We start from the raw sequence: 18,887 nt of genomic DNA on the forward strand, positions 1-18,887 counted from the left end.
CTTTAGAAAAAGCTCAGCCCCACCTGAAACAGTCGCTCGACGTCGCGAATATGCTTTTTATCCACAAGGAACATGATCACGTGGTCGCCGGATTCGATAACGGTGCTGTCGTGGGCGATCAGCACCTGATCGGCTCGTGTGATCGCGCCGATGGTAGTTCCGGGTGGCAGGTTGATGTGCATGACCGCATTGCCGATCACCTTGCTCGACTTGGCGTCGCCGTGGGCCACGATCTCGATGGCCTCCGCTGCGCCGCGACGCAATGAGTGAACGCTGACGATATCCCCGCGCCGCACATGAGCCAGCAAGGTGCCAATGGTTGCCAGCTGCGGGCTGACCGCGATATCGATCTCGCCGCCCTGCACCAGATCCACATAGGCCGGGTTGTTGATGATGGTCATGACCTTTTTTGCGCCCAGTCGCTTGGCCAGCAGCGAAGACATGATGTTGGCCTCGTCGTCGTTGGTCAGGGCCAGGAACAGATCGGCGTTGTCGATGTTCTCTTCCATCAGCAGGTCGCGGTCCGACGAGCTGCCCTGAAGGACGACCGTGTTGTCGAGAGTGTCTGACAGATAGCGGCAGCGCGCCGGATTCATCTCGATGATCTTGACCTGATAACGGTTTTCGATGGCCTCGGCCAATCGCTCGCCAATCTGCCCGCCCCCGGCAATGACGATGCGTTTATAGCTGACGTCGAGCTTGCGCATTTCGCCCATCACCGCGCGAATATCCGCCTTGGCGGCGATGAAGAAGACCTCGTCATCGACTTCGATAACGGTATCGCCTTGAGGAATGATCGGACGATCGCGCCGGAAGATGGCTGCTACGCGGGTATCGACATTGGGCATGTGCGTGCGTAGTTGGCGCAATTGCTGGCCCACCAGGGGACCACCGTAATACGCCTTTACCGCGACCAGTTGCACTTTGCCCTCTGCGAAGTCGATGACCTGAAGCGCGCTCGGGTACTCAATCAAGCGCTTGATGTAGTTGGTCACGACCTGCTCGGGGCTGATCAGCACGTCCACCGGAATGGCGTCGTTGTCGAAGAGACCAGCGCGGGTCAGGTACGCCGATTCTCGCACGCGGGCGATCTTGGTCGGGGTATGGAACAGGGTGTAGGCGACTTGGCAGGCGACCATGTTGGTTTCGTCGCTGCTGGTAACGGCGACCAGCATGTCCGCGTCATCCGCGCCCGCTTGGCGCAGCACGGTCGGAAACGAGCCTCGGCCTTGAATGGTGCGGATATCCAGGCGATCACCCAGCGCGCGCAGGCGATCCGGATCGGTGTCCACCACGGTGATGTCGTTGGCCTCGCTGGCCAGATGCTCAGCCAGCGTGCCGCCAACCTGTCCTGCGCCGAGAATGATGATCTTCAATCAGCCTCTCCTTGGAAATTCCGGTGATCTGCAAACCTGTAGGAACGCGCTTGCCCGCGCCTACAGTGGGTTTCACCCTGCCGCAATCTTGATCAGCTTCGCGTAATAGAACCCGTCATGCCCGCCTTCCTGTGCCAGCAACTGCCGGCCGTGGGGCTGTTTCAGGCCCGGTGGCGGGTTGCCGTTCTGGCCCGCGATGTCCAGTTCCCGTGCTCCCGGCGTGCGCGCAAGAAAGGCGCCGATCACTTCAGTGTTTTCGGTCGGCAGTGTCGAGCAGGTGGCATACAGCAGGATGCCGCCCACTTGCAGCGTCGGCCATAGCGCGTCGAGCAGTTCACCTTGCAAGGTCGCGAGCGCAGGAATGTCATCGGCCTGACGCGTCAGTTTGATGTCCGGGTGACGACGAATCACGCCGGTGGCCGAGCAGGGGGCGTCGAGCAGGATGCGCTGGAACGGCTTGCCGTCCCACCACTGATCGGTGGCGCGGGCGTCGGCGGCGATTAGTTCGGCGCTCAGACCCAGGCGGTCGAGGTTCTCCTTGACCCGCACCATGCGCTTGGCTTCCAGATCCACCGCGACCACGCCGGCCAACGCCGGCTGCACTTCCAGCAAATGACAGGTCTTGCCGCCCGGTGCGCAGCAGGCGTCCAGCACCCGCTGACCCGGCGCCAGCTCCAGCAGATCGGCGGCCAGCTGCGCAGCTTCGTCCTGCACGCTGATCCAGCCTTCGGCGAAACCCGGCAGCGAGCGAACATCACCCGGCTCGGTCAAGACGATGCCGTCCTGGCTGAACGTGCTCGCGGTGGCGGCAATGCCTGTGTCTTGCAGCAATTGAAGGTATTGGTTACGAGTTTTATGTCGGCGATTGACCCGCAGAATCATCGGCGGATGCGCGTTATTGGCAGCGCATATCGTTTCCCAATGCTCGGGCCAAGCAGCCTTGAGCGCCTTCTGCAGCCAGCGCGGGTGGGCGGTGCGCACAACCGGGTCATGCTCCAGTTCGCTCAGCAGCGCTTCGCCTTCACGTTGCGCTCGACGCAAAACCGCGTTGAGCAAGGCCTTGGCCCAGGGCTTTTTCAGCTTGTCTGCGCAGCCGACGGTCTCACCGATCGCCGCGTGAGCAGGAATGCGCGAATAAAACAGTTGATACAGGCCGACCAACAGCAACGCCTGGACATCGTTGTCGGCAGCCTTGAAGGGTTTTTGCAGCAGCTTTGCGGCCAGCGCCGACAGTCGAGGCTCCCAGCGCGCGGTGCCGAACGCCAGATCCTGAGTCAGCCCGCGATCGCGGTCCTCGACCTTGTCCAGCTGTGTCGGCAGCGAGCTGTTCAGCGAGGCCTTGCCGCTGAGTACGGCGGCCAGCGCCTTGGCGGCGGCCAGACGCGGGTTCATTGTGCGTCCGCCATTTGACCCAGCACCGTGCCCGTCGCGAACTTCTCACGACGGCTGTTGAACAGGTCAACGAAGTTCAGCGGTTTGCCGCCGGGAAGTTGCAGACGAGTGAGGCGCAGCGCGTTCTGTCCACAGGCCACGATCAGGCCTTCCTTGCTGGCGCCGAGGATCGTACCCGGCTCGCCGTGGCCTTCAGAGACCTGCGCGGCCAGCACTTTCAGCGCTTCGCCGTTGAGCGTGCTGTGGCAGATCGGCCAAGGATTGAAAGCCCGCACCAGACGCTCCAGCTCATCGGCCGGACGCGTCCAGTCGATCCGCGCTTCGTCTTTATTGAGTTTATGGGCGTAAGTGGCGAGGCTGTCGTCCTGCACCTCACCGACCAGCGTACCCTCCGCCAGCCCGGCAATGGCTTGCACCACAGCAACCGGACCCAGCTCGGCCAGGCGGTCATGCAGCGTGCCGCCAGTGTCTTCGCCAGTAATCGGAGTGGTGACCTTGAGCAGCATCGGGCCGGTGTCCAGCCCTGCCTCCATGCGCATCACGGTCACGCCACTTTCGGCATCCCCGGCCTGCACCGCGCGCTGGATCGGCGCCGCGCCCCGCCAGCGAGGCAGCAGCGAGGCGTGACTGTTGATGCAACCCAGGCGCGGAATATCCAGCACCACTTGCGGCAGGATCAAACCGTAGGCGACTACCACCAGCAAGTCGGGCTTGAGCGCCGCGAGTTCGGCCTGTGCCTCGCAGGCACGCAGGGTCGGCGGTTGCAGCACCGGGATGTCGTGTTGCAGGGCGAGTTGCTTGACCGGGCTTGGCATCAGCTTTTGGCCGCGGCCCGCCGGGCGATCGGGCTGGGTGTAGACCGCGATCACCTCATAAGAGCTGTCGAGCAGGGCTTTGAGGTGTTCGGCGGCAAATTCCGGGGTGCCGGCGAAGACGATGCGCAGTGGCTCAGTCATGGGCTTCTCGTTGGGAAATATGACTGTAGGAGCGCGTTTGCTGCGCTAACGCTGTGTCAGGCGACGAATGCGTCAGAGACAGATCGCGATCACGGGAAAGCGCGCTCCTACAAAATGGACGGGGGATTACTGAATCAAGCGTTCTGCTTGTGCTGTTTTTCCAGCTTTTTCTTGATCCGGTCACGCTTGAGATTAGACAGGTAGTCGACGAACAGCTTGCCATTAAGGTGATCGCATTCGTGCTGGACACACACGGCGAGCAGGCCTTCGGCGATCAGCTCGTAGGGCTGGCCGTCTCGGTCCAGCGCTTTGACCTTGACCCTTTGCGGGCGGTCGACGTTTTCGTAGAAGCCCGGAACGGACAGGCAGCCTTCCTGGTACTGATCCATCTCGTCGGTCAGCGGTTCAAGCTCCGGGTTGATGAACACCCGTGGCTCGCTGCGATCTTCCGAGAGATCCATTACAACCACACGCTTGTGTACGTTAACCTGCGTCGCGGCCAGACCGATGCCAGGCGCTTCGTACATGGTTTCAAACATGTCGTCGACCAACTGGCGAATGCCGTCGTCCACGGCAGCCACCGGCTTGGCGATGGTGCGCAGGCGCGAATCGGGAAATTCGAGAATGTTTAAAATGGCCATATACGTAAGAGCTGCACTTGTAGGGTAAAGTCAAAATCGGCTGCTAGGCTGTGGACGTCACAAGCGGGCAGCCCTGTAGGTTTTACGAAAAGTGGCTGCGCTCAGCCAAGACTCAATGTTTCACGCGAAGCCAACATGATAAAGGGATTCACTGCATGAGGAAATCACTACTCGCCCTGCTGCTGTTGGCCGCGACAGGCCTTGTTCAGGCGCAAGTACAACTCAGGGAAGGCCATCCAGAGAGCTACACCGTTGTCGCCGGTGACACGCTTTGGAACATTTCCGGCAAGTTTCTGAGCGAGCCTTGGAAGTGGCCGCAGCTCTGGAGGGCCAATCCGCAGGTGCATGACCCGGATCTGATCTATCCAGGCGATACCCTGAATCTGATTTATGTGGACGGTCAGCCGCGGATCGTCGCCACCCGCGGTGAATCCCGAGGCACCATCAAATTGTCACCGCGTGTGCGCAGCACGCCGATCGCCGATGCGATCCCGACCATTCCCCTGGGCGCGATCAACGCATTTCTGCTGAACAACCGCATCATGGACACCCCCGAGCAGTTCGATGACGCGCCTTACGTCGTGGCCGGCAACGGCGAGCGCGTACTCAGTGGCGCAGGTGATCGCGTTTACGCGCGCGGCACCTTCAGCCCGGATCACGTGTCGTACGGCATCTACCGCAAGGGCAAGACCTATATTGATCCTGAAACCGATGTGCCGCTGGGCATCAATGCCGACGATATCGGCAGCGGCGAAGTCGTAGCCACTGAAGGCGATATCGCGACCTTGCGGATGCAGCGCTCCACTCAGGAAGTTCGCTTGGGGGATAGGCTGTTCGTCAGTGAAGAGCGCGCGATCAATTCCACGTTCGTACCCAGCGAGCCGACGCACGAAATACATGGAACGATCATCGACGTCCCCCGCGGTGTCACGCAGATCGGCGAGTTCGATGTGGTGACGCTGGATCGCGGAAAGCTGGAAGGGCTTGCCGAGGGCAACGTGCTGGCGATCTACAAGTCCGGCGAAACGGTGCGTGACCGTATCACGGGTGAGCAGGTGAAGATTCCCGACGAGCGCTCCGGCTTGCTGATGGTGTTCCGCACGTACAACCATCTGAGCTATGCGATGGTTTTGCATGCGACACGATCTTTGGCGGTCAGCGACAAGGTGCGCAATCCGTAATGCTATGTATCAGCTCCAAAACGCTTTTTCCCACCAGCGTGCTTCACTTACCTAAACGTTGTTAACAGAGTTATCCACAGAGTTGCCCACCGTTTGAGGTGGCCGCAGGATCAAGGAAGATCTTATGCCGTTGTTCGAAAAAGCCGGGCAGTCGCCTGCCGAGCTGGAGGCGCGTCTGCGTCTTCATCGATTGCCCGAGATCGGTCCGAAGCGTTTCCAGACCCTCATCGACGCGTTCGGCAGCGCGTCTGCCGCACTCAGCGCGCCGGCCTCCGCCTGGCGTTCGTTGCGTCTGCCAGCAGCCAGCGCCGATGCGCGGCGCAGCCCGGATGTGCGCGATGGCGCCAGCGCGGCGATGGCCTGGCTAGAGCGTCCGGACCAGCATTTGCTGATGTGGGACGACCCTGACTATCCGGCGCTGCTTGCCGAAATCCCCGACCCGCCTCCCCTCTTATTCATTGCCGGCAATCGCTCTTTGCTCGATCGCCCACAGTTGGGAATGGTCGGCGGTAGACGCGCTTCCAAGCCTGGACTGGACACTGCGACTACCTTCGCCCGAAGCCTGGCGGGAGCCGGATTCGTCGTCACCAGTGGCTTGGCGTTGGGTATCGACGGAGCGGCGCATCAGGGCGCGCTGGACGTAAAAGGGGCCACGATTGGGGTGCTCGGCACAGGGATCGAAAAATTTTATCCAAAGCGGCACCGTCAGCTTGCGGCGAACATGATCGCTCATGGCGGCGCGGTGGTTTCGGAGCTTCCTTTGGACGCTGATCCCCACGCCAGTAATTTCCCGCGACGCAACCGGATCATCAGCGGCCTGTCACTCGGCGTGCTCGTGGTGGAAGCCAGCGTTGCCAGCGGATCACTGATCACCGCGAGGCTCGCCGCAGAGCAGGGCCGCGAGGTGTACGCCATTCCGGGGTCGATCCACCATCCCGGTGCTCGCGGGTGTCATCAGCTGATTCGTGAGGGCGCGGTGCTGGTCGAGACGATCGATCACATTCTCGAGGCCTTGCAGGGGTGGAAAAACCTGCCGCCCTGCAATGAGGCTGTACAGAGTTCGGCGAAACCCGCTCACCCGCTGCTGACCTTGCTGCACGCCGCGCCGCAGACCAGTGAAGCCCTGGCCGCCAGCAGCGGTTGGCCGCTACCCAAAGTGCTGGCGGCGTTGACCGAACTGGAACTCGACAGCAGCGTGGCTTGTGAGGCTGGACGATGGTTTGCCCGGGCGCGCTGAGGTTAAACTGCCTGCCAGCGTTAAATCGGAGAGCGAACGATGGTCAGCAGTTGGCGTGTGCAACAAGCCGCACAAGAGATCCGGGCCGGAGCGGTAATTGCCTATCCAACCGAGGCGGTCTGGGGACTGGGATGTGATCCCTGGAATTTCGAGGCGGTTTACCGCTTGCTGGCGATCAAGCAGCGGCCGGTGGAAAAAGGCCTGATCCTGATCGCCGACAACATTCGTCAGTTCGATTTTCTGTTCGAGGACTTCCCCGAATTGTGGATCGATCGTATGGCCAGCACTTGGCCGGGGCCTAACACCTGGCTGGTGCCACATCAGGGCCTGTTGCCGGACTGGATCACCGGTGGTCGCGACACCGTGGCACTGCGCGTCAGCGATCATCCGCAAGTGCGCGAACTGTGCGCGTTGACCGGGCCGCTGGTTTCCACCTCCGCCAACCCCACCGGCCGCCCTGCCGCCCGCTCCCGGTTGCGGATAGAACAGTATTTCCATGGGCAACTGGATAGGGTTCTGAACGGCGCCCTCGGCGGACGACGCAACCCGAGCGTGATTCGGGATCTGGTGACGGCTGAGGTGGTGCGGGCGGGTTGAGATTTGCTGCTAATTTGCTCCCATTTCTGGCCGACAGGCTGGCGCGGATTCGCTTTTGATTCTGGCCAAAGGCCGTAGCAGCAAGCTTGCTCGCTAATCTGCCGGGCACCGGCAGCAAAAAACCGGATACCTCGGTGTGTCAGATAAACCGCAATTGCAGAGTCTGCTGCCGCTTCACGGCAGGTCGCTGGCAAGCCAAGCTCATGCGCCCGCCGGGCAGAAGCGGGATCAGTGAAGCCTCACGGCACCAGAATGATCGACCCCGTAGTACGTCGGGCGGATAGCTCGGTGTGCGCCTGAGCTGCATCTTTCAAGGCGAATTTCTTGATGTCGTCGACCTTCACCTTGCCGCTGCTGACCATCGCAAACACCTCGTCAGCCATCGCCTGTAGCGTTTCCGGGCTGTTGGCGTATGAGCCTAGCGTCGGGCGAGTGACGTAGAGCGAGCCCTTCTGCGCCAGAATGCCCAGGTTCACGCCCGCCACGGGGCCTGAGGCGTTACCGAAGCTGACCAGCAAGCCGCGCAATTCCAGGCAATCCAGTGACGTTTCCCACGTGTCTTTGCCGACGCCGTCGTACACCACCGAGACTTTCTTGCCGTCAGTCAGCTCAAGCACGCGCTTGGTGACATCCTCTTTGCTGTAGTCGATCACTTCCCAGGCGCCGTTGGCTTTGGCATGCGCGGCTTTCTCGGGAGAGCTGACGGTGCCGATCAGCTTCACGCCCAACGCATTGGCCCATTGGCAGGCGATGGAACCCACGCCACCGGCGGCGGCGTGGAACAGGATGATTTCTTCAGGGCGAATTTCGTAGGTCTGGCGGAACAGGTACTGCACCGTCAGGCCCTTGAGCATGATCGCGGCGGCCTGTTCGAAGCTGATCTCGTCCGGCAGTTTGACCACGTTCGCGCCCGGCGCGAGGTGCAAGTCGGCATAGCTGCCCAACGGTCCGGTGCCGTACGCCACGCGATCGCCGACCTTGACGTGCGTCACCTCTGCGCCGACGGCTTCGACCACCCCCGAGCCCTCATTGCCCAAGCCTGACGGCATCGAAGCAACGGGATACAGGCCGGTGCGGAAATAGGTCTCGATGAAATTGACGCCAATCGCTTTGTTGCGCACGAGCACTTCTTTCGGACCGGGTTTGGCCGGTTCGAAATCAACATACTCGAGGACTTCAGGGCCGCCGTGGGTGCGGAACTGGATACGCTTTGCCATTTGCTTTCTCCGTCATGGATCGAAACTGCTGGAACAAAACCGGGAGTGCGAAAGGCTTCTATCGGACTCCTTCGTTTGGTCTTCGTCAACTGCGGCGCGGGTCAAGCCGGTGTATGCTACGCGCCACTTTCAGGACGTCGTTCAGGCTTGCAGCGGTTTGCCGCCGGCAAGCGGCGTACGCAACGACGCTCAAAAATACCGGTTCACGTTATTTCAGGGTACTGCCATGTCCTTTCGCACCGATGCCGTCAAAGCCTATCTGCTGGATCTGCAAGACCGGATCTGCGCCGCTCTGGAGCAAGAAGACGGCAGCGCCCGCTTCGTCGAAGACGCCTGGCAGCGCCCGGCCGGTGGCGGCGGTCGCACTCGGGTAATCGAAAACGGCAACGTCATCGAAAAAGGCGGGGTCAATTTTTCCCACGTTTTCGGTGCGGGCTTGCCGCCTTCGGCCAGTGCCCATCGTCCGGAACTGGCCGGCCGTGGCTTCGAAGCCCTCGGCGTCTCGCTGGTGATGCATCCGCATAACCCACATGTTCCGACCTCCCACGCCAACGTGCGTTTCTTCATCGCTGAAAAAGAAGGTGAAGAACCGGTCTGGTGGTTCGGCGGCGGCTTCGATCTGACGCCCTACTACGGCGTCGAGGAAGACTGCATTCACTGGCACCGCGTCGCCGAGCAGGCCTGCGCGCCGTTCGGAGCTGACGTCTACCCTCGTTACAAAGCCTGGTGCGACCGGTATTTCCACATCAAGCATCGCAACGAGCCACGCGGTGTGGGAGGACTGTTTTTCGATGACCTGAACGAGTGGGATTTCGACACCAGCTTCGCCTTCGTGCGGGCCATTGGTGACGCATTCGTCAATGCTTATCTGCCGATCGTTCAGCGCCGCAAGGCCACGCCTTACACCCCGCAACAGCGCGAGTTTCAGGAGTTCCGCCGGGGTCGCTATGTGGAATTCAATCTGGTCTACGACCGCGGCACGTTGTTCGGGCTGCAATCGGGTGGTCGCACTGAGTCGATTCTGATGTCGCTGCCGCCGCAGGTCCGTTGGGGATATGACTGGAAAGCCGCGCCGGGCAGTGAAGAGGCGCGTCTGAGCGAATATTTCCTGCAGAATCGCGACTGGCTGGCCGAGGACGCGCAGCAATGACCGATCAATACGTGGTTTTCGGTAACCCCATTGCCCATAGCAAATCGCCGCTGATTCATGGTCTGTTCGCGCAGCAGACCGGACAGGCGCTGAGTTACCAGACTGCATTAGCGCCGCTGGACCGCTTCACGGCATTCGCCAGACATTTCTTCGAGACCGGTCGTGGCGCCAACGTCACGGTGCCGTTCAAGGAAGAAGCCTATCGACTGGCCGATCAACTGACCGAACGCGGTCGTCGCGCTGGGGCTGTGAACACCCTCGCCCTACAGGCAGATGGCAGTCTGTTGGGTGACAACACCGACGGCGCCGGGCTGGTGCGGGATTTGAAGGTCAATCACGGCGCCACGCTCAAGGACAAGCGTATTCTGCTGCTGGGCGCCGGTGGCGCTGTGCGTGGCGCCCTGGAGCCGCTGTTGTCCGAGGAGCCGCATGTGCTCGTGGTCGCCAATCGTACGGTTGAGAAGGCTGAGCAGTTGGCGCAGGAATTCGCTGAGTTGGGGCCGATCCTGCCCGCCGGATACGACTGGCTGGACGAGCCGGTGGACATCATCATCAATGCAACGTCGGCGAGTTTGTCGGGCGAATTACCGCCGGTCTCGCCAAGTCTCATTCTGTCAGGCGAAACCTTCTGCTACGACATGATGTACGCCAAAGAGCCGACCGCGTTCTGCGGGTGGGCCAGGGAGCATGAAGCCGGGCAGGCGGTCGATGGGCTGGGGATGCTGGTAGAACAGGCCGCCGAGGCGTTCTTCCTGTGGCGCGGTGTACGCCCGGATTCAGCGCCGGTGCTGGCGGAATTGCGGCGGTTGATGGCTCAAGCCTGACGGTAAACCACCTGTAGAAGCGCGCCTGTCCGCGATTGCGATGTGTCATCCGACGCCGATGTGTCAGGACGAGCGCAATCGCGGGCAAGCGCGCTCCTACAGTTCATCTACTCACAACTTGGCCTTGACCGCCGCCAGTGCGTCCTTGTCGTCAATGGTCTTCACGCCGTCGAGCCATTTGTCCAGCACCGCCGGGTTGGCCTTGATCCAGGTTTTCACCGCCTCGGCATTGCTGACTTTGGTGTCCACCACGTTCTTCATGATGGTGTTTTCCATGTCCTGGGTGAACGTCAGGTTGGAGAACAGTTTGGCCACGTTCGGGCAGGCGTCGGCGTAGCCTTTGCGGGTCACGGTGTAGACGCTGCCGGTATCGCCGAAGTACTTCTCGCCGCCCTTGAGGTAGCGCATGCCCTTGATCTGCACGTTCATCGGGTGCGGAGTCCAGCCGAGGAAGACCACGAACTCATTCTTCTTCACGTCACGCTGCACTTCGGCCAGCATCGCCTGTTCGCTGGATTCGACCAGCTTCCACTCGCCCAGGTCGAATTCGTTCTTCTTGATAATATCCTGAATCGATGTGTTGGCCGGAGCCCCCGAGCCGATACCGTAGATCTTCTTGTGGAACTTGTCGGCGAATTTGTTCAGGTCGGCGAAGTTATGCACGCCCGCGTCATAGACGTATTTGGGGACCGCCAGGGTGAATTCGGTGCCTTCCAGGTTCTTGGCATACTGCGTCACATCGCCTGTGGCGACGAACTTGTCATAGAAGCCCTGCTGCGCCGGCATCCAGTTGCCCAGGAAAACGTCCAGCTGACCGTCCTTGAGACCACCATAGGCAATCGGCACTGCCAGCGTATCGACCTTGGCCTTGTAGCCCATGCCATCGAGCAGAAAGCTTGCCGTGGCGTTGGTTGCAGCAATGTCGCTCCAGCCTGGATCGGCCATTCGAACCGTACTGCAGCTTGCGTCAGCGGCGTATGCGACGACGCTGCTCAAGCTCATCACCGCAACCGCCAGCGTCGTGAACAATTTCTTCATGGAGTGCCCCTTTTTGGTTTTCTAGGTGTTGGCAGGGTTCAAGGTTGTGGATAACGAGCCTTGCGCTCCAGATCGTCCAGATCGATATGGTTGCGCATGTATTGCTGACTGGCGTCTACCAGCGGCTGGTGATCCCAACTCTTCAGCTTGCCGCGGGCCAGCGACTCTGCGACGAAACGCCGCCGACGCTGGCTGGCGAGCACCTGATGGTGTATCGCCGGAATGTCCCACTTGGCCTTTGCCTGGGCCAGGAACGCGTTGAACAGGTCGCGATGAGCCTCGGATTGGCTCAATTCTTCCTGCTCTTTCGGATCGTTGTACAGGTCATACAGCAGACATGGGTCCTGTTCCGAATAGATGAATTTGTAAGCGCCGCGACGAATCATCATCAGCGGGCTGTGGGTGCCTTCAGCCATGTACTCGCCGAACACTTCGTCATGACCTTCCTCGCCTTGCAGATGCGGCAACAATGAGCGGCCATCCAGCGGCAGCCCGGGTTCCAGTTCGCCTTCAGCCAGCGCGACGAATGTCGGCAGCAGGTCGGCGGTGGACACAGCGGCCTTGACGCGACCGGCCTTGAATTGCCCCGGAGCGTACACCAGCAACGGCACGCGAGCGGACATTTCAAACCAGTGCATTTTGTACCAGAGGCCACGCTCGCCCAACATGTCGCCGTGATCGCCCGAGAACACGATGATGGTGTCTTCGGCCAAACCGGTGTCTTCCAGCGTCTTCAGCAGCTTACCGACGTTGTCGTCGATATAACTGCACGCGCCGAAGTAAGCACGGCGGGCGTCGCGAATCTTGTGTTCCGGCAACGGCTTGTCCCACAGGTCGTAGACCTTTAGCAGACGCTGTGAGTGCGGGTCCTGATCCGCCTGGGCTGGCGGCGTGGGCGGTAGCGCAATGTCGCCATCGCTGTAGAGGTTCCAGTACTCCTTGGGGATGGTGTATGGATCGTGTGGGTGGGTCATCGACACAGTCAGGCAGAACGGCTGATCGCCATCCTCCCGCACGTGATCGAACAGGTACTGCTGGGCCTTGAACACCACCTCTTCGTCGAAATCGAGCTGATTGGTGCGCACGCATGGCCCGGCCTGCAGCACCGACGACATGTTGTGGTACCAGGTCGGGCGCACGTGCGGCTCGTCCCAATTGACCGCCCAGCCGTAGTCGGCTGGATAAATGTCGCTGGTCAGGCGCTCTTCGTAACCGTGCAACTGATCGGGTCCGCAGAAATGCATCTTGCCTGACAGCGCGGTGCGATAACCCAGACGGCGGAGGTAGTGGGCGTAGGTCGGGACATCGGCGGGGAAGTCGGCCGCGTTGTCATAGGCGCCGATCTTGCTCGGCAATTGACCGCTGACCAGGGTAAAACGCGACGGTGCGCACAGTGGGCTGTTGCAATAGGCGGCGTCGAACACCACGCCTTCTGCAGCGAGGCGGCTCAAATTCGGCATTTTGATTGGAGATGAGGCGTAAATCGGCAACATCGGCGCGGCCATTTGATCGGCCATGATGAAAAGAATGTTCTTGCGCTTCATGTCTTCGCGGCATTCCATAGTGAATATTTATGCGAAATTGCTGTTCCAGAGGATGGGACCCATGGCTTCAGCGGTAAAGCCCATTAAACGCAATGTGTAGGATAAGCCAGGCTTATGTTTATCACTCTTGGTGACATGTCGTTGGATCTGCTGCGCGGTTTCGAGGCGGCCGCGCGATTGCGTAGTTTTACAGCGGCCGCCATTGAACTGGGTACCACTCAACCGGCCATTAGCCAGCAAATCAAAAAGTTAGAAGAACAGCTGGCAACGCGCCTGTTCGATCGCATCTATCGCGGCATCGAACTGACCGACGCCGGGGAAATTCTGTTCAACCATGTGCAGGCCGGATTGCAGTCGATGGATGCCGGGCTGAGCCTGATTACCGAGCAGCATCAGCATGAGGTGCTACAGGTTGCGACAGACTTCGCCTTCGCCGCGTATTGGCTGATGCCGCGCCTGTATCGCTTCCACAAGGACAACCCGGACGTCGATGTCAGCCTGGTGACCAGCGAGCGCAGCCACAGCATGTTGCGCGCCGATATCGACGTCGCGGTGTTGTTTGGCGACGGTCGATTCAAACAGGGAGAAAGCCACTGGTTGTTCAGCGAGGAAGTGTTTCCGGTGTGCAGCCCCAAGTTGCTCGCCGGGCGCGAATTGCCCTTGCCCACCGAGGCGTTGAAGGAGTTCGCGCTGCTGCATCTGCGCGGTGAAGGCGGCAATAACTGGTTCGACTGGGGCGGCGTTTTTCGCGCCCTGAACATCGCGCAGATGCCTGCGCCGGGCCAACTGCGATTCGACAATTACACACTGCTGATTCAGGCAGCGATTGGCGGTCAGGGCGTGGCGATCGGTTGGCGGCATCTGGTTGATGATTTGGTGGAACAGGGCTTGCTTTGTCGACCTATCGAAGCGACGGCCATCTCCGCTTACGGCTATTACATCGTCCTGCCGCAGCGAAAAAGACGCGTGCAGATTGTGCAGCGCTTCGTCGATTGGTTAAAAAGTGAGCAGGCGTCGAGCGGGGAATCGTTGGTAGGCAAGCCGCTGCCCTCAATTGCGGTGTAAATCATCGCCATTTTTCTGCGAACGAATGCGCTTCAAACGACAAAATTCTCTGCCGGGGTTTCCGCATTCCTCATGGCAATTGATCCGGGACTGTGGATAACTCTTACTCTTTGAGACTAGCAGCAAGTGCCGCTGTTACTGCCTAGGAGACCGGACATGGCATCTGTCGAGGGCTATCACGCCCATGTTTATTTTGATGCGCAGATGATCGAGCAGGCGCGGGCGCTGTGCGAGAGCGTGGCGGCGAAATTCGATATTCGTATGGGGCGCGTACATGAGCGTCCAGTCGGGCCACACCCGGACTGGAGCTGCCAGCTGGCGTTTTCTCATTCGCAGTTCGCCGAGGTGATGCTGTATTTGGCGCTCAATCGCAATGGGTTGGTGGTGTTTACGCATCCGCTGACCGGCGACGATCTGGCCGACCACACCGAGCACGCGATCTGGATGGGCGGGGTGCGGGAGTTGAATGTGGGGATGTTCAGAAAGTGACAACGACCGTGTAACCCCCGTAGAAGCGCAGAAGCGCGCTTGCCCGCGATTGCGGTGTGTCATCCGACGCCGAGGTGTCAGGACATCGCCATCGCGGGCAAGCAGGCTCCTACAGTTGGAAATGCCTTAGTTCAACACGCCATCCAGAATCTCGTAGACGATCCCGCTGCCAATCGCGACCAGTGCAATGTCCGGGCCCAGGCGGCGCCATTCGTAGCCGTCGTAACGCGGCAGATACTGCTGCGAGCGATCATCCAGACGACGACCGTAACCGCGTGGCAACGGCTGGCCTTTGGCGATATGCACGTTCGGTGGCAGCGGTTGGCCCCGACCGATAGTTTCGCGATGTTCCTGGATAGTTCGGCGAACGTCACTGAAATCTTCCGGCGGACGCCCGCCGCGACGATCATCGCCACGATTGTCCGCACGTTGGTCGTTACTGCGGTCATTGCCACGATTGCCCTGCGGGCCGCGTTGAGAATTCTGATCCTGATGCTGACCGGGGCTGCGATCGTCATTGCCGCCACGTTGATCTGGCGGCGCAGCGTGGACCAGCGCACTGGCGCCGATCATCAACACGCCCAACCCTGTGATCAAACGATTCGAGACTTTCATGTAGCGCGCTCCTGAGCAAATTCGAATCAGCAAAAAAGGGGCAGAACGTAGGTCCTGAACCCCTTTGCTGTACTGCTTAGTCTACCGACCAAAGACTTAGATTCCTCTGTATCAGGAACTTTACCTTCAGGACACACGTGCCTTACGAACGCCTTCGGCCAACTCCGAGCACAGCTTCAGTACGTTGCCGACTGCCTCGTCCGGCGACTGCGCATTGGCGATGTGATCGATCAGTGCCGAGCCGACGACCACGCCGTCTGCCACGCGAGCGATGGCTGCGGCCTGCTCTGGCGTACGAATCCCGAAACCGACACTGATTGGCAGATCAGAGTGACGACGCAGGCGCGCCACGGCTTGCTTGACGTGATCGATGGTGGCCGAGCCAGCACCGGTCACACCGGCGACCGAGACGTAGTAGACGAAACCGGAACTGCCGTTGAGCACGGTGGGCAGGCGGTTGTCGTCGGTGGTCGGCGTGGTCAGGCGGATGAAGTCCAGACCGGCGTCCTGCGCAGGGTCGCACAACTCGCCGTTATGCTCGGGCGGCAGGTCGACCACGATCAGGCCATCGACGCCCGACTCATGAGCTTCGGCGATGAAACGCTCGACACCGTAGTTGTGGATCGGGTTGTAGTAACCCATCAGCACCAGTGGCGTGGTGCTGTCTTGCGCCCGGAACTCGCGCACCATTTGCAGGGTTTTCGCCAGATTCTGTTTGGCGTCCAGCGCGCGAATGTTGGCCAGCTGAATCGCTGGGCCGTCGGCCATCGGATCGGTGAAGGGCATGCCCAGCTCGATCACATCGGCACCGGCTTTGGGCAGACCCTTGAGGATCGCCAGCGAGGTGTCATACGCCGGGTCGCCTGCGGTGATGAAGGTCACCAGGGCGGCGCGGTCTTGTTCTTTCAGCTCGGCAAAACGGGTTTGCAGGCGGCTCATCAATGTTTCTCCTGCTTGGACAGATCCAGGTGGTGCATGACGGTTTGCATGTCCTTGTCACCGCGGCCGGACAGGTTGACCACCATCAGGTGATCTTTTGGAAGCGTCGGCGCGCGCTTGAAGACTTCAGCCAGGGCATGGGCGCTTTCCAGCGCCGGGATGATGCCTTCCAGACGGCAGCACTGATGGAACGCGGCCAGGGCTTCATGATCGGTGATCGAGGTGTATTCGACACGACCGATGTCGTGCAACCAGGCGTGTTCAGGGCCGATCCCTGGGTAATCCAAACCTGCGGAAATCGAGTGCGCGTCGATGATCTGGCCATCGTCGTCCTGCAGCAGGAAGGTACGGTTGCCGTGCAGCACGCCCGGCACGCCGCCGTTCAGGCTGGCTGCGTGCTTGCCGGTTTCGATGCCGTGACCGGCCGCTTCGACGCCGATGATGCGCACGGTGGTGTCATCCAGGAACGGGTGGAACAGGCCCATCGCGTTTGAACCCCCGCCAATGCACGCCACCAGGCTGTCTGGCAAACGGCCTTCCTGTTCTTGCAATTGCACGCGGGTTTCCTTGCCGATCACGGCCTGGAAATCACGCACCATTGCTGGGTAAGGATGTGGACCGGCAACGGTGCCGATCAGGTAGAAGGTGCTGTCGACGTTGGTCACCCAATCACGTAGCGCTTCGTTCATCGCGTCTTTCAGGGTGCCGGTGCCGGCAACGACCGGGATCACGGTGGCGCCCAGCAGTTTCATGCGGAACACGTTCGCCTGCTGGCGCTCGATGTCGGTGGTGCCCATGTAAATCACGCATTCCAGACCAAAACGCGCGGCTACGGTGGCAGTGGCCACACCGTGCATGCCTGCGCCGGTCTCGGCGATGATGCGTTTCTTGCCCATGCGCCGTGCCAGGAGGATCTGGCCGATGCAGTTGTTGATCTTGTGCGCGCCGGTGTGGTTCAGCTCTTCGCGCTTGAGGTAGATCTTGGCGCCGCCACAGTGCTCGGTCAGACGCTCGGCGAAATACAGCGGGCTTGGACGACCGACGTAGTCGCGCTGGAAGTAGGCCAATTCCTTGAGGAATGCAGGATCTTCTTTCGCCACTTCATACTCGCGGTTCAGGTCGAGGATCAGCGGCATCAACGTTTCGGCGACATAACGACCGCCGAACGCGCCGAACATGCCGCGGGCATCTGGGCCGTTCCTGTATTGGGTCTGGGTCATGGTGAAGACCTCCGAGGTGACGAATGGATTAGCCGTTGAGGCAGTGGACACACTTTAACCAGCGTCATGAGCAATGAAAACCGATAAGATCGCCGTGACCTGTCAGAAAAAATCACAGATATCATGAGCCGAGATCTTCCCCCGTTGAACGCCTTGCGTGCCTTCGAAGCCACGGCCCGCCTGAACAGCGTCAGTCGGGCGGCGGAACAGCTGCACGTTACCCACGGCGCCGTCAGCCGTCAGTTGAAAGTGCTGGAAGAGCACTTGGGTGTGGGCCTGTTCAGCAAGGATGGCCGCGGCATTAAACTCACAGATGCCGGTGTCAGGTTGCGCGATGCGAGCGCTGAAGCGTTCGACCGCCTGCGCAGCATTTGCGCCGAATTGAGTCAGGGCAGTACCGATGCGCCGTTTGTGTTGGGCTGTTCGGGCAGCCTGCTGGCGCGCTGGTTCATTCCGCGATTGGGACGTTTGAATGCCGATCTACCAGACCTGCGTCTGCATTTGTCAGCAGGTGAAGGTGATCTCGACCCCCGGCGGCCGGGTCTGGATGCGCTCCTGGTCTTCGCCGAACCACCCTGGCCTGCCGACATGCAGGTCTACGAGCTGGCAAGCGAACGCATCGGGCCTGTATTGAGTCCCCGTTTCGGGCGATTCGAGTCATTGCGTCATGCGCCGCTGAAAGCGCTGATCAGCGAGCCGCTGCTGCAGACCATGTCACGCTTGCAGGCCTGGCCGAGTTGGGCGAAGCAGAATGGAATCGATCCCGACGCACTGAGGTACGGTCAAGGGTTCGAGCACCTGTATTACTTGCTGGAGGCCGCTGTTTCGGGCCTTGGAGTCGCCATCGCGCCTGAACAACTGGTGGCCGATGACCTGAAGGCTGGACGCCTCGCTGCGCCATGGGGTTTCACTGAAACCCCGGCGCAACTGGCGTTATGGGTACCTAAACGTGCCGCCGACGGGCGTGCGCAGCAGCTGGCGCGATGGCTCAAGCAGGAGCTGGAACGTTCAGGTCAGGCTTGATCAGTTGGCGCGTTTACACAGCAGATAGGCTGCCAACAGACCAATTGCACCCACGGCGACACCGGCTGTGGTCCAAGGGTGTTCCTGAGCGTAGTCACGAGTGGCCACGCTGGTTTCGCGGGTCTTTACTTTGACGTCTTCGTAGACATCACTCAGCAGGCTGCGCGAATGGCTCAGCGCGCTTTCAGCGTTGGCTTTGAGGGTCTTCAGGGTTTTGCGCGACTCGTCCGAAGCGTCCGACTTCAAGCTTTCCAACGACTTGAGCAGACTTTCGATCTCAGCTTCCATACTTTGCAAAGACGCTTTACGGGATGACGTGAATGCCATGATGTGACTCTCCTGCAGTGATGAGTGGCGTGTGTTGATTCCGACTACAGGGTTTT

19 protein-coding genes are annotated in these 18,887 nt (G+C 60.4%); 8 read left to right on the forward strand and 11 right to left on the reverse strand.

The window, feature by feature from the left end:
* Positions 1-2 precede the first annotated feature (2 nt).
* The 4 genes from trkA to def form a co-directional block, all read right to left on the reverse strand.
* Positions 3-1,376, reverse strand: coding sequence for a Trk system potassium transporter TrkA (gene trkA, locus CE491_RS28830; protein ID WP_110951714.1), 1,374 nt, complete (start codon positions 1,374-1,376; stop codon positions 3-5).
* Between the two features lie 72 nt (positions 1,377-1,448).
* Positions 1,449-2,768: a 16S rRNA (cytosine(967)-C(5))-methyltransferase RsmB gene (gene rsmB / locus CE491_RS28835; RefSeq protein WP_110951715.1), complete on the reverse strand. Its 1,320-nt coding sequence runs from the start codon at positions 2,766-2,768 to the stop codon at positions 1,449-1,451.
* Positions 2,765-3,724 (reverse strand): methionyl-tRNA formyltransferase, encoded by a 960-nt coding sequence (gene fmt, locus CE491_RS28840; RefSeq protein WP_110951716.1) that lies wholly within the window; start codon positions 3,722-3,724, stop codon positions 2,765-2,767. Before fmt ends, rsmB begins: the two co-directional genes overlap by 4 nt.
* A 134-nt stretch (positions 3,725-3,858) precedes the next feature.
* Complete coding sequence (gene def, locus CE491_RS28845; protein WP_110951717.1) at positions 3,859-4,365, reverse strand: peptide deformylase; 507 nt, start codon at positions 4,363-4,365, stop codon at positions 3,859-3,861.
* Between the two features lie 155 nt (positions 4,366-4,520).
* Here def and CE491_RS28850 point away from each other — a divergent pair, with 155 nt between their 5' ends.
* From CE491_RS28850 to CE491_RS28860, 3 genes are all read left to right on the forward strand, one after another.
* Complete coding sequence (locus tag CE491_RS28850) at positions 4,521-5,546, forward strand: LysM peptidoglycan-binding domain-containing protein (protein WP_110951718.1); 1,026 nt, start codon at positions 4,521-4,523, stop codon at positions 5,544-5,546.
* 124 nt (positions 5,547-5,670) lie between these two features.
* The gene (gene dprA / locus CE491_RS28855; RefSeq protein ID WP_110951719.1) at positions 5,671-6,783 is read left to right on the forward strand and encodes a DNA-processing protein DprA; all 1,113 of its coding nucleotides are present in this window, start codon (positions 5,671-5,673) and stop codon (positions 6,781-6,783) included.
* Positions 6,784-6,822: 39 nt separating this feature from the next.
* Complete coding sequence (locus tag CE491_RS28860) at positions 6,823-7,380, forward strand: L-threonylcarbamoyladenylate synthase (protein ID WP_110951720.1); 558 nt, start codon at positions 6,823-6,825, stop codon at positions 7,378-7,380.
* A gap of 239 nt (positions 7,381-7,619) precedes the next feature.
* Here the strand turns inward: CE491_RS28860 and CE491_RS28865 are convergent, their stop codons facing one another.
* Positions 7,620-8,597 carry an NADPH:quinone reductase gene (locus tag CE491_RS28865; protein WP_110951721.1) on the reverse strand — a complete coding sequence of 326 codons (978 nt, stop codon included), beginning with the start codon at positions 8,595-8,597 and terminating at the stop codon, positions 7,620-7,622.
* A 226-nt stretch (positions 8,598-8,823) separates the two neighbouring features.
* Here CE491_RS28865 and hemF point away from each other — a divergent pair, with 226 nt between their 5' ends.
* Both hemF and aroE read left to right on the forward strand, forming a co-directional pair.
* Positions 8,824-9,747 (forward strand): oxygen-dependent coproporphyrinogen oxidase, encoded by a 924-nt coding sequence (gene hemF / locus CE491_RS28870; protein ID WP_110951722.1) that lies wholly within the window; start codon positions 8,824-8,826, stop codon positions 9,745-9,747.
* The gene (aroE, locus tag CE491_RS28875) at positions 9,744-10,571 is read left to right on the forward strand and encodes a shikimate dehydrogenase (RefSeq protein ID WP_110951723.1); all 828 of its coding nucleotides are present in this window, start codon (positions 9,744-9,746) and stop codon (positions 10,569-10,571) included. Before hemF ends, aroE begins: the two co-directional genes overlap by 4 nt.
* A gap of 111 nt (positions 10,572-10,682) precedes the next feature.
* Here aroE and choX read toward each other — a convergent pair whose 3' ends face one another.
* Entirely contained in the window at positions 10,683-11,609 is a 927-nt protein-coding gene (gene choX, locus CE491_RS28880; RefSeq protein ID WP_110951724.1) for a choline ABC transporter substrate-binding protein, read from the reverse strand.
* A gap of 38 nt (positions 11,610-11,647) precedes the next feature.
* Positions 11,648-13,153: a choline-sulfatase gene (gene betC / locus CE491_RS28885; RefSeq protein ID WP_110951947.1), complete on the reverse strand. Its 1,506-nt coding sequence runs from the start codon at positions 13,151-13,153 to the stop codon at positions 11,648-11,650.
* Positions 13,154-13,267: 114 nt separating this feature from the next.
* On the opposite strand from betC, the gene CE491_RS28890 reads away from it, so the two are divergent.
* Complete coding sequence (locus CE491_RS28890) at positions 13,268-14,218, forward strand: choline sulfate utilization transcriptional regulator (RefSeq protein ID WP_110951725.1); 951 nt, start codon at positions 13,268-13,270, stop codon at positions 14,216-14,218.
* A 156-nt stretch (positions 14,219-14,374) separates the two neighbouring features.
* Entirely contained in the window at positions 14,375-14,707 is a 333-nt protein-coding gene (locus CE491_RS28895) for a DOPA 4,5-dioxygenase family protein (protein ID WP_110951726.1), read from the forward strand.
* Between the two features lie 126 nt (positions 14,708-14,833).
* Here the strand turns inward: CE491_RS28895 and CE491_RS28900 are convergent, their stop codons facing one another.
* The 3 genes from CE491_RS28900 to trpB form a co-directional block, all read right to left on the reverse strand.
* Positions 14,834-15,322: an anti-virulence regulator CigR family protein gene (locus tag CE491_RS28900; RefSeq protein WP_110951727.1), complete on the reverse strand. Its 489-nt coding sequence runs from the start codon at positions 15,320-15,322 to the stop codon at positions 14,834-14,836.
* Positions 15,323-15,448: 126 nt separating this feature from the next.
* Positions 15,449-16,261 carry a tryptophan synthase subunit alpha gene (trpA, locus tag CE491_RS28905; protein ID WP_110951728.1) on the reverse strand — a complete coding sequence of 271 codons (813 nt, stop codon included), beginning with the start codon at positions 16,259-16,261 and terminating at the stop codon, positions 15,449-15,451.
* Positions 16,261-17,481 carry a tryptophan synthase subunit beta gene (trpB, locus tag CE491_RS28910; RefSeq protein ID WP_110951729.1) on the reverse strand — a complete coding sequence of 407 codons (1,221 nt, stop codon included), beginning with the start codon at positions 17,479-17,481 and terminating at the stop codon, positions 16,261-16,263. The genes trpA and trpB overlap by 1 nt, the downstream gene beginning before the upstream one ends.
* 123 nt (positions 17,482-17,604) lie before the next feature.
* On the opposite strand from trpB, the gene CE491_RS28915 reads away from it, so the two are divergent.
* Complete coding sequence (locus tag CE491_RS28915) at positions 17,605-18,504, forward strand: LysR family transcriptional regulator (RefSeq protein ID WP_110951730.1); 900 nt, start codon at positions 17,605-17,607, stop codon at positions 18,502-18,504.
* Here CE491_RS28915 and CE491_RS28920 read toward each other — a convergent pair whose 3' ends face one another.
* On the reverse strand, positions 18,505-18,831 hold the full coding sequence (locus tag CE491_RS28920) for a DUF883 family protein (RefSeq protein WP_110951731.1): 327 nt from the start codon (positions 18,829-18,831) through the stop codon (positions 18,505-18,507).
* Positions 18,832-18,887 lie beyond the last annotated feature (56 nt).

Source organism: Pseudomonas bohemica (assembly GCF_002934685.1).
In the GTDB taxonomy this organism is placed as follows: domain Bacteria; phylum Pseudomonadota; class Gammaproteobacteria; order Pseudomonadales; family Pseudomonadaceae; genus Aquipseudomonas; species Aquipseudomonas bohemica.

Coding starts and splice junctions, on each gene's coding strand:
- hemF (WP_110951722.1), top strand. CDS start 8,824: ATGTCCTTTCGCACCGATGCCGTCAAAGCCTATCTGCTGGATCTGCAA.
- CE491_RS28920 (WP_110951731.1), bottom strand. CDS start 18,831: ATGGCATTCACGTCATCCCGTAAAGCGTCTTTGCAAAGTATGGAAGCT.
- CE491_RS28915 (WP_110951730.1), top strand. CDS start 17,605: ATGAGCCGAGATCTTCCCCCGTTGAACGCCTTGCGTGCCTTCGAAGCC.
- CE491_RS28900 (WP_110951727.1), bottom strand. CDS start 15,322: ATGAAAGTCTCGAATCGTTTGATCACAGGGTTGGGCGTGTTGATGATC.
- rsmB (WP_110951715.1), bottom strand. CDS start 2,768: ATGAACCCGCGTCTGGCCGCCGCCAAGGCGCTGGCCGCCGTACTCAGC.
- CE491_RS28860 (WP_110951720.1), top strand. CDS start 6,823: ATGGTCAGCAGTTGGCGTGTGCAACAAGCCGCACAAGAGATCCGGGCC.
- trpB (WP_110951729.1), bottom strand. CDS start 17,481: ATGACCCAGACCCAATACAGGAACGGCCCAGATGCCCGCGGCATGTTC.
- aroE (WP_110951723.1), top strand. CDS start 9,744: ATGACCGATCAATACGTGGTTTTCGGTAACCCCATTGCCCATAGCAAA.
- fmt (WP_110951716.1), bottom strand. CDS start 3,724: ATGACTGAGCCACTGCGCATCGTCTTCGCCGGCACCCCGGAATTTGCC.
- CE491_RS28850 (WP_110951718.1), top strand. CDS start 4,521: ATGAGGAAATCACTACTCGCCCTGCTGCTGTTGGCCGCGACAGGCCTT.
- CE491_RS28890 (WP_110951725.1), top strand. CDS start 13,268: ATGTTTATCACTCTTGGTGACATGTCGTTGGATCTGCTGCGCGGTTTC.
- CE491_RS28895 (WP_110951726.1), top strand. CDS start 14,375: ATGGCATCTGTCGAGGGCTATCACGCCCATGTTTATTTTGATGCGCAG.
- betC (WP_110951947.1), bottom strand. CDS start 13,153: ATGAAGCGCAAGAACATTCTTTTCATCATGGCCGATCAAATGGCCGCG.
- CE491_RS28865 (WP_110951721.1), bottom strand. CDS start 8,597: ATGGCAAAGCGTATCCAGTTCCGCACCCACGGCGGCCCTGAAGTCCTC.
- trpA (WP_110951728.1), bottom strand. CDS start 16,261: ATGAGCCGCCTGCAAACCCGTTTTGCCGAGCTGAAAGAACAAGACCGC.
- def (WP_110951717.1), bottom strand. CDS start 4,365: ATGGCCATTTTAAACATTCTCGAATTTCCCGATTCGCGCCTGCGCACC.
- dprA (WP_110951719.1), top strand. CDS start 5,671: ATGCCGTTGTTCGAAAAAGCCGGGCAGTCGCCTGCCGAGCTGGAGGCG.
- choX (WP_110951724.1), bottom strand. CDS start 11,609: ATGAAGAAATTGTTCACGACGCTGGCGGTTGCGGTGATGAGCTTGAGC.